This is a genomic window from Streptomyces sp. NPDC059008 (assembly GCF_042749045.1).
Taxonomy (GTDB): Bacteria; Actinomycetota; Actinomycetes; order Streptomycetales; family Streptomycetaceae; genus Streptomyces.
Window position 1 is genome coordinate 1 of record NZ_JBHYJC010000092.1, and the last position, 9,454, is coordinate 9,454.

Consider the following 9,454-nt stretch of genomic DNA (forward strand, 5'->3'; position numbering starts at 1 on the left):
GATCGCGGCGCACTCGGGCCGTTTCCCCCACCCCGCGCGGGGCCGGCCCTCCCGCCGCGGACCCGGCCATGACCCATCGGACACGCCCTAGGGGCACCCGCAGGCCGCGGGGGCGTCCGGGATCCGGGCGCCCCCGGCGGCGTTCAGGAGAGGAAGAGCCACCGGGCCACGGACAGCCGGATCCGCCAGCAGCAGCGGCAGGGCACCGACGCCGGCCTCGACAGCACCCGCCCGGATCGTGCGCGCATCATCTCAGTGCCCGGTCGAGCCGCCGTTGTCCCGGCGGTCGAGGGCGCGCTGGAGGGCGGCCGCGGCGTTCCTGCGGTCGGCTTCGTTGGTCGTACGAGCGGAGTGACGGGTCCTGCGGACGGCGGTCTCGGCCATGATTCACGTCTCCAATGCCAAAGCCCCGAGAACAAAAAGGGATGCGTCGATCCAGAAGCGGCCGGAAGGGGCGGGGGCCACGGCACGGCAGGGGTCACCTGCGCTCACGCACCGGGCCGCATCCGCCTTCGCTCGATCGAGCGAGACGTTCGGCTTCTACAAACGTAGGGCAGCTCGGCCGTGATGTCTGCACAATTACTTGGGCTTCCTACTATCTGAGACGGCGGGCGTGTGCTCGAACGAGTGATCCTCGGAGATTCGCTGGTCGGAGCCGTGCACACGCTGACTGGCGTCGCGGCGTCGCTTGTGCCCCAGGGCCAAGCCCGCCCACACTACGAGGAGGAGGTGCCGCACCATGACCGCTCTCGCACACGAGGCGCCGGAGGCCGCGATGTCCGGATCTGATCTGGACGAGGTCCTGTGGCAGGCGTGGAAAGCCATGGAACTCCCCGAGGGCTACCGCGCCGAGATCGTCGAGGAGTTCATCGAGGTGTCGCCTACAGGTCGGTACAGCCACGGCAAGGCCAGTAACGCGCTGCGCCGAGAGCTGGTCCTGTACCTCGACAGACAGTCGAGCTCATTCCGCGTGAACAACGACATCAACGTTATTCACCGCCGAAAGGTCTGGATTCCGGACGCAGTCGTCTCCCCCGAAAGCGATGACGAGTTCATCACCGATGACGGTCTTGGCCTCGATGCCCGCTGTGTAGTGCTCGTTGCTGAGGTGGTCTCTCCCGGTCACGACGGTCTCCAGCGCGACCGCGTCCGCAAGCACCGCGCCTACGCCCGCGCCGGCATCCCCGTGTACGTGATCATCGACGACTACGACGACCACGGCCACGTCACCGTGTTCACCTCCCCCTCTCCCGAAGAAGCGGCCTACGCCGACTCCATGCGGAGGCCATACGGCACTGACATCACCATCCCTGAAGGCCCCGCCAAGGGCTTCGTGATCGGCGAGTCCATCACCGGCCCACGCAGCTCCGACAGGTGATCCGACGCCGACGGCCCGGCGCCCCTGGAAAGGGGGCCGGGCCGTCGGCGTACAAACGGGCGTCAGCCCATGTGCGGGTAGCGGTAGTCCGTCGGCGGGACCAGCGTCTCCTTGATGGAGCGGGTGGAGGTCCAGCGCATCAGGTTCTGCTTGGCACCGGCCTTGTCGTTGGTGCCGGACGCCCGGCCGCCACCGAAGGGCTGCTGGCCGACGACGGCGCCGGTGGGCTTGTCGTTGATGTAGAAGTTGCCGGCCGCGAAGCGCAGCTTCTCGCAGGTGACGGCGGCCGCCGCACGGTCCTGGGCGATGACGCAACCGGTCAGGCCGTAGGCCGAGGCGGACTCCATCTGGGTGAGCATGGCGTCGTAGTCGGCGTCGTCGTAGACGTAGACGCCGAGGATCGGGCCGAAGTACTCGTCCTTGAAGATCTCGTTCTCCGGGTCGGTGGAGACCAGGACCGTCGGGCGGACGAAGTAGCCCTCGCTGTCGTCGTACGTGCCGCCGGCCACGACCTCGACGGTCGGGTCGGCCTTGGCGCGGTCGATCGCCGCCTTGTTCTTGGCGAAGGAGCGCTCGTCGATCACGGCGCCCATGAAGTTCGCCAGTTCCGAGACGTCGCCCATGGTCAGCGACTCGACCTCGGCGGCGAACTCCTCCTTGAACCCGGCGTTCCACAGGGAGGCCGGGACGTACGCGCGGGAGGCCGCGGAGCACTTCTGGCCCTGGAACTCGAAGGCGCCACGGGTCATGGCGGTCTTCAGCACGGCGCGGTCGGCCGTGGGGTGGGCGACGATGAAGTCCTTGCCGCCGGTCTCGCCGACCAGTCGCGGGTAGGTCTTGTAGTTCTCGATGTTGTTGCCGACCGTCTTCCACAGGTACTGGAAGGTCTTGGTCGAGCCGGTGAAGTGGATGCCCGCCAGGTCGGGGTGGGTCAGCGCCACCTCGGAGACGTCCTTGCCGTCACCGGTGACGAGGTTGATCACGCCCTTGGGCAGACCGGCCTCCTCCAGCAGCTGCATCAGCAGCACGGCGGCGAAGGTCTGGGTCGGGGACGGCTTCCAGACGACCACGTTGCCCATGAGGGCGGGGGCGGTCGGGAGGTTGCCGGCGATCGCGGTGAAGTTGAACGGCGTGATCGCGTAGACGAAGCCTTCGAGGGGACGGTGGTCCGAGCGGTTCCACACGCCCGGGGAGTTCGCCGGGGGCTGCTCGGCGAGGATCTGGCGCGCGAAGTGCACATTGAAGCGCCAGAAGTCGATCAGCTCGCAGGGGGTGTCGATCTCGGCCTGCTGAGCCGTCTTGGACTGGCCGAGCATGGTGGCGGCGGCCATCGTCTCGCGCCACGGGCCGGAGAGCAGCTCCGCGGCCCGCAGGATGATCGCGGCGCGGTCGTCGAAGGACATCGCGCGCCAGGCCGGGGCGGCGGCCAGCGCGGCGTCCACCGCGTCCTGGGCGTCGGCGACCGTGGCGTTGGCGTACGTGCCGAGCCGGGCCGAGTGGTTGTGCGGCTGTACGACGTCGAAGCGCTCGCCGCCACCCATCCGCCGCTCACCGCCGATGGTCATCGGCAGCTCGATCGGGTTGCCGGCGAGCTCCTTGAGCTTGGCCTCCAGACGGGAGCGCTCGGGGCTGCCGGGGGCGTAGGTGTGGACCGGCTCGTTCACCGGCACGGGGACCTGGGTCACAGCGTCCATGGCCGTTCTCCTTCGATCGTCGGTTCGTACGTACTGCGGTCTTTTGGGGGCGTCCGTCATCCTCGTGTCGCGAGCGACCTCAAGAAGAAGCCGAGGTTCGCGGGGCGCTCGGCGAGCCGACGCATGAAGTATCCGTACCAATCAGTGCCATAGGGGATGTACACCCGCATGCGGTTCCCCTCGGCGACCAGCCGCTGCTGCTCTGCCTCGCGGATGCCGAACAGCATCTGGAACTCGTAGTCGGTCGGCTTGCGCCCGTTGCGGTGCGCCAGCTCCTGGGCGATGGCGACCATCCGCGGGTCGTGCGACCCGATCATGGGGTAGCCCTGCCCGGCCATCAGGATCTTCAAGCAGCGCACATAGGCCTTGTCGACCTCCCGCTTGTCCTGGAAGGCGACCGTCGCGGGCTCCTTGTACGCGCCCTTGACCAGTCGCACCCGGGAGCCTTCCCCGGCCAGCGCACGGCAGTCGTCCTCGGTGCGGAAGAGGTAGGACTGCACCACCGCGCCCGTCTGGGGGAAGCGCTTACGCAGCTCGGCGAGGATGGCGAGGGTGGAGTCGACCGTGGTGTGGTCCTCCATGTCGAGGGTCACCGTCGTGTCGGCCGCGGCGGCCGCCTCGACCACCGGAGTGACGTTCTTCAGCGCCAGCTCGTGCCCGCCGGCCAGCGCCTGGCCGAAGGCCGACAGCTTGACCGACATCTCGGCCTTGACGCCGAGCCCGTGCTCCTTGAGGGCCTCGGCCAGCTGGAGGTAGGCGTCGCGGTTGCGCAGCGCCTCGGCCGGGTCGGTGATGTCCTCGCCCAGGTGGTCGAGGGTGACCTCCATGCCGCGCGCGGCCAGGGACCGTACGGCCGCCATGGACTCGTCCAGATGCTCGCCGGCGACGAACCGGTCCACCACAGGACGGGTGACCGGAGCGGCCGCGACGATACGGCGGATGCTGTCGCTGCGCGCTGCGGCGAGGAGCACGGGACCCAGCATGGGGCACCTCCACGATTCAGGATGACAAATGCCATGCGAACGCCGGACGAGGCGGATGCCCCGGCACGAATGAGCCACCTGAAACTTAAGGATCGCGCCACTTCCCGGCCATCGACAGCTGTCACGCCTTCGTGGTCGGGATCTCAGACAGATGTATGAGAATGGTGGGGGTAACCACTGCGACAGGAGAGGGCCGGCGAGGGATGCGGGGCGACTACCAGCAGCTCGTGGACGAGATCTCGGCGGCGCTCGGCGCGCCGGCGACGCTGGAGGACCGGGATTTCGGGCTGATCGCGTTCGGCGCGCACGAGGGCGAGGACGACGAGGTCATGGACCCGGTGCGGACCCGTTCGATCCTGCAGCGGCGCTCGTCGGCGGCGGTACGGGCCTGGTTCGAGGCGTTCGGGATCGCCCGGGCCACGACGGCGCTGCGCATTCCGCCGGACCCGGCGGCCGGGGTCTTCCGCGGCCGGATCTGTCTGCCCGTACGCCATCAGGGCATCGCGCACGGCTACGTCTGGCTGCTGGACGACGGGCATCTGAGCGACCTCGCCCTGGGCGGCCACGGCACCCCGCCCGACCCGCGGATCGCCCAGGCCATGGAGACCGCCGCCCGGATCGGCGCGCTGCTGGCCGCCGAGTCCCGCGCCGGCACCGAACTCGGCGACCTGCTGCGGGAGTTGCTGCTCACCGAGCCCGCCGGGCGGCTGGCCGCCGCGGCCGCGCTGCGCGACGCCCTGCGGGACACCCTGCGCTTCACGTCCGGGGTGCCGCTCACCGTGGTCGCGGTGGCCCCCTGGGACACCTCGGACACCGGCGCGGCGCCGCTGCCGAGCCTGCCGGGGCTGCTCGCGGCGTGCGCGCTGCGCGCCGGCGACCTTCCGGGGTCCGCGGCGGCCGGGCCCGCCCTGGCCGCCCTGGTGCGGCTGCGCTCGACCGGTGCGCTCACCCCCGCCCACACGGTGGCCGAACATCTGCTGCGCTCGCCGCGCGCGGGCGCAGCAGCGGCCGCCGGGCCCCACCCCGCGCGGCCCGGTCCGGGCGCCGCCGGGATCGGCATCGGCGTACGGGAGCTGACCGACCTCCCGGCCGCCTGGCGCGAGGCCCTGGACGCCGCCCGCGCGGCCCGCGCCGAGCCCCGGCTGGGGCCGATCGTCCAGTGGGACGCCATCGGCTCGTACCGCATGCTGACCGCGCTGCCGGCCACCGACCCCGACCCCGCGATCGGCCCGCTGCTCACCCCCGCACACGCCGAACTCGCCCGCACCGCCGAGGTGTTCCTCGACTGCGCGGGCCAGGCCGGGCGCACCGCGCAGGCCCTGGGCATCCACCGCCAGACGCTCTACTACCGGCTCGGCCGGGTGGAGAAGCTGACCGGCTTGGACCTGGACGACGGCGAACACCGGCTGCTGCTGCACATGGCCCTCAAGGCGGCGCGCCTGTAGGGGCGTTCAGGCATCCGACGGCTCCGGGCGCTGTGTTACGGTGCGGGTCGACTTCTCACCGTTGGGCCTTCCGCCTCGCCAACCAGCTTCCCCCGGGTCCCGATGACACGGGGAAGGTGGAAGTCACTCATCACATCCTGACAAGGGTGTTCTGTGATGGTGACGACGTGCGTCTGCCCTTCCGGTCCTTTCCGAGGCCCCCGGGAACTGCCGGGGACCGTGTTCCGGCGTGAGCACCGTTCCGGCATCAGCGGCCTGGTCGGCGTCAGCGGCCCGGTCCGCGTCGTCGCCAGCAGAGCCGGTTCCCTCAGGGAGGTTTCCGGAGTGCCGGAAGTCATTTCCACCCCGCCCCCGTCCACGCGGCGTCCGTGGCGGGTACTCGCGATCATGTGCATCGGCTTCTTCATGTCGTTGCTCGACGGATCCATCGTCAACGTCGCCGTTCCCACGTTGATCCACGGCCTGGGCGCCTCCTACGACCAGGTGCTGTGGGTCGTCGACGGCTATCTGCTGGTCTTCTCGGTGCTGCTGATCAGCACCGGGCGGCTGGGGGACGTCTTCGGATACCGCCGGCTGTACGTGATCGGCATCGTCGTCTTCACCCTCGCCTCGGCGCTGTGCGGGCTGGCCACTTCGCCGGCCGGGTTGCTGGCCGCGCGGGCCCTGCAGGGGCTGGGCGGAGCGCTGCTGTTCCCCCAGGTCATCTCGTCGATTCTGACGGTCTTCCCGCCACGGCTGCGGGGTCGCGCGTTCGGCCTGTTCGGCGCGATCGCCGGTCTCGCCCCGATCCTCGGCCCGGTCGTCGGCGGTCTCCTGCTCGCCCACGTCAGCTGGCGCTGGATCTTCTTCCTCAACGTCCCGATCGGGATCGTCACCGCCGTGCTGGCGCTGACCTGCGTACCGCCCATGCGCTCGGGCCGCGCCCACCGGCTCGACCTGGTCGGTGTCGCGCTGGCCACCGCCGGGCTGAGCGGCATCGTGTTCGGCCTGATCGAGGGCGAGCGCTACGACTGGGGCACCATCGCCGGGCCGATCAGCATCCCCTCGGTCATCGTCGCGGGCGTCGTGCTGCTGGCGGTGTTCGTCGTCTGGCAGCACCGGCAGCGGGGTGAGCCCCTGATGCCCCCGGCCCTGTTCGGCACGCGCAACTTCGCGGTCGGCAACGGGGTCGGGTTCGTCTTCCAACTCGGCATGATCGGCATCATGTTCGTCCTGGTGCTGTACCTGCAGACGGCCCGCGGGTACTCGGCGCTGGAGACCGGCCTGGCGGTGCTGCCGAACGCCGTGCTCACCGCGGTCGGCTCGGCCTGCGCCGGGCGGCTGTCGGACAGGTTCGGCGGCACGTACGTCCTGATGGCCGGGGTGACACTGCTGGCCGTCGGCCTGCTGGTGCTGCTCTGCCTGGCCGGCCCCACCAGCAGCGCGTGGAGCCTGCTGCCGGGTCTGGTCGTCATCGGGATCGCCAGCGGCGCCACCTTCGCACCACTGCAGCAGGCCACCACCGACGGCGTGGACCCGCGGCTGGCCGGGGCGGCCTCCGGCGTCTCCAGCACCACCCGGCAGATCGGCGGTGTCCTGGGCACCGCCGTACTGGGCGCCCTGCTGTCGGCCCGCCTCTCCTCGGCCCTGCGGGACGAGGCCGTAAGGCACGCCGGCCGGCTGCCGGAGGGGTTGCGCGCCCGGTTCGTCGACGACAGCGCCGCCGCCGCGCAGCACTACGGTCCGCCCGCGCCGCCCAGCGGACTGGACCCGGCCACGGCCGGCCTGTACGAACGTGTCACCGCCGACACCTTCGCCGCCGGCTTCGTCGACGCCATGCAGACCGTCCTCATGGCGTGCGCCGTGGCTCTGGTGGCCGCCGCGGCGCTCTGTCTCCTGTTCAGCCCGCACAAGAAGCCGGCTGCCGAGCCGGCTCGGCAGCGGCAGGCGGAAACCGCACCACAGGAGTGACCCGGCACCGACGGGGGTCGCGGCCCGGTGGCGGCGGCCCTCGTCGGGCTCTTCACGGGAGGGTCACCGCTTGCGCAGCACCTCGCCCGCGGTGACCCGCCGCAGCGCGGCCGCCAGGTCGTCCCCGGAGGGCAGCGCGTCGGGGGTGACCAGCGACTGCACCATGAGGCCGGTGAGCAGGGCCTGGTAGAAGGAGCCGACGACCCGGGCCGCCTCCGCGTCGACCTCGGTGTCCGGCACCCCCTCGAAGATCGCGACGAGGCCCTCGTTGCCCTCCGGCAGCACCTCGCCGATCGCCTCGCGCAGCCCCTCGTCGCGCGGCAGCAGCCCCAGCACCTCGACCTGCGCGGCGATGAACTCCCGTTCCGTGGCGATCCGCCGCAGGACGTTGTCCCAGACCGCGGCGAACCGCTCCAGCGGGTCCGCGTCCGCCGCCCGCGCGCCGCCGGCGGAGGGCGCCTCGGCCACGCTCGCGCCCCACTCCTCGCTGGAGGCGATGACCGCCTGGCGCATCAGGGCGTCCTTGGAGCCGTAGTGGTATCCGATGGAGGCGAGGTTGGCGCCGGAGGCGGCCACGATGTCGCGTGCGGTGGTGCGCGCGTACCCCTTCTCCAGCAGGCAGCGCTTGGCGCCTTCCAGCAGATCTTCACGGTGTCCCATGCCGGCAGCCTAGCTCTGCGCATACGCTCGTACCAGACGGCTGTCTTAAACGTACGTATACGTTCTGGCGGTCACCCCGGGTCAGCGGGGGCGGCCCGGCCCGGTGTCCTTGCGCGGACCCGTGCCGTCGTCGATCTCGACCTCTTCCCGGTGGATCTCGGTGGTGATCTCCTTCTGCTCGGTCACCCGCTCGGTCTCCAGCCACACCCGCTCGACCGGCACCATCTTCCTGCTGATCGTGGGCTGCTCCTCGTGCAGGACGACCTCGGAGCGGCCGTGACCGGTCCGCGGCGCCGCCCGGCCCGCCCGCCGGTCCTCCTCGGTGATCTTCTCGCGGACCACCCGCACCTCCTCGTGCGTGACCGGGACCGTGCGGTGCACCTCCTCGGTGACCACGTGCTTGCTCAAGTGGACCCGTCCGGTCACCCGCTCCTCGGTGCCGATCTCCAGCCGCTCCTCGGAGAGCACGAGCTCGGCGGCGGGCTCAGCTCCGGACCGGGCGTCCGCCGCGTCGCGGCCGCGGGTGGCCGCGCCCGCCCCGGCCGGCGGCCGGTCGAAGAGCTTGTTGCGCTCGCCCCGCGCCGGGGTGTGGGCCGTGGTGTCCGCCATGGACCGGGTCCTGGCCCCGGCCGCACCCGCGGCGGGCCGCGGCCCGAGGCCGGACGCCACGACGGTGTCGGCGCGGGCACGGTCGTCGGCGACGCCTTCGAGCCCGCCGTCGTCGGAGGGATCGTCCGGCCGCATCAGCCCGTAGTGGCGGTAGAGCCGGGCCTCTTCGGACGGGTCGAGATGGCCGTCGGCGTCGATCCCCGGCGCCTCCTTGATGGTGTCCTTGGTGTGCGGAACGCGCAGCTCATCGCCGGTCCGGCGGGCCCCGGCGAGCGGAATGAAGGTCTCCTTCATCCCGAACAGGCCGGTACGCACGGTGATCCACTCGGGGTCGTTGGTCGCGTCGTCCCGGTAGACCTGCTGGACCGTACCCACCTTCACGCCGTCCACGTCGACCACCCGCAGACCGGTCAGGCTCTGCGGGGAGTCGCCCACAGGTGCATTCATGGCGTGTCCTCCTTCCGCCGCGCGCCGGCGGGGGCGTGCACGCTTCGCCGTGCACTCCTTCCCATTGCGCGCCGCCGGGCGGAGCCACGCAAGCGCGGACGCCAACGGGCCCGGACTCCGCCAAGGCGGGGTCCGGGCCCGTTGACCTGCGAGATCGTACGATCAGTCGCCGAGGTTCACCGCGCGCACGGAGGTCGCGCCGATCTCCTCGGAGATCTCGCTCAGCACGGCCGGCGGAATCGTGTCGTCGACGGTCAGCGCGACCAGCGCCTCGCCACCGACATCGGC

Annotated in this window: 8 protein-coding genes; 3 read left to right on the forward strand and 5 right to left on the reverse strand. The window is 71.3% G+C overall.

What is annotated here, in order from left to right; genetic code table 11:
* Nucleotides 1-252: 252 nt before the first annotated feature.
* Nucleotides 253-384, reverse strand: coding sequence for a hypothetical protein (locus ACFWZH_RS39125; protein WP_099055466.1), 132 nt, complete (start codon nt 382-384; stop codon nt 253-255).
* A gap of 355 nt (nt 385-739) precedes the next feature.
* Between ACFWZH_RS39125 and ACFWZH_RS39130 the strand changes: the two genes are divergently transcribed.
* Complete coding sequence (locus ACFWZH_RS39130) at nt 740-1,378, forward strand: Uma2 family endonuclease (RefSeq protein ID WP_384443188.1); 639 nt, start codon at nt 740-742, stop codon at nt 1,376-1,378.
* A 62-nt stretch (nt 1,379-1,440) separates the two neighbouring features.
* Here the strand turns inward: ACFWZH_RS39130 and pruA are convergent, their stop codons facing one another.
* Both pruA and ACFWZH_RS39140 read right to left on the reverse strand, forming a co-directional pair.
* Nucleotides 1,441-3,072, reverse strand: coding sequence for an L-glutamate gamma-semialdehyde dehydrogenase (pruA, locus tag ACFWZH_RS39135; protein ID WP_384443191.1), 1,632 nt, complete (start codon nt 3,070-3,072; stop codon nt 1,441-1,443).
* A gap of 56 nt (nt 3,073-3,128) precedes the next feature.
* Nucleotides 3,129-4,055 (reverse strand): proline dehydrogenase family protein, encoded by a 927-nt coding sequence (locus tag ACFWZH_RS39140; protein ID WP_384443194.1) that lies wholly within the window; start codon nt 4,053-4,055, stop codon nt 3,129-3,131.
* Between the two features lie 203 nt (nt 4,056-4,258).
* Here ACFWZH_RS39140 and ACFWZH_RS39145 point away from each other — a divergent pair, with 203 nt between their 5' ends.
* Both ACFWZH_RS39145 and ACFWZH_RS39150 read left to right on the forward strand, forming a co-directional pair.
* The gene (locus ACFWZH_RS39145; RefSeq protein WP_384443197.1) at nt 4,259-5,500 is read left to right on the forward strand and encodes a PucR family transcriptional regulator; all 1,242 of its coding nucleotides are present in this window, start codon (nt 4,259-4,261) and stop codon (nt 5,498-5,500) included.
* 324 nt (nt 5,501-5,824) lie between these two features.
* The gene (locus ACFWZH_RS39150; protein WP_384443200.1) at nt 5,825-7,450 is read left to right on the forward strand and encodes a DHA2 family efflux MFS transporter permease subunit; all 1,626 of its coding nucleotides are present in this window, start codon (nt 5,825-5,827) and stop codon (nt 7,448-7,450) included.
* A gap of 63 nt (nt 7,451-7,513) precedes the next feature.
* Here ACFWZH_RS39150 and ACFWZH_RS39155 read toward each other — a convergent pair whose 3' ends face one another.
* Nucleotides 7,514-8,110, reverse strand: coding sequence for a TetR/AcrR family transcriptional regulator (locus ACFWZH_RS39155; RefSeq protein ID WP_384443203.1), 597 nt, complete (start codon nt 8,108-8,110; stop codon nt 7,514-7,516).
* A gap of 81 nt (nt 8,111-8,191) precedes the next feature.
* On the reverse strand, nt 8,192-9,166 hold the full coding sequence (locus tag ACFWZH_RS39160) for a YsnF/AvaK domain-containing protein (protein ID WP_384443205.1): 975 nt from the start codon (nt 9,164-9,166) through the stop codon (nt 8,192-8,194).
* Nucleotides 9,167-9,454 lie beyond the last annotated feature (288 nt).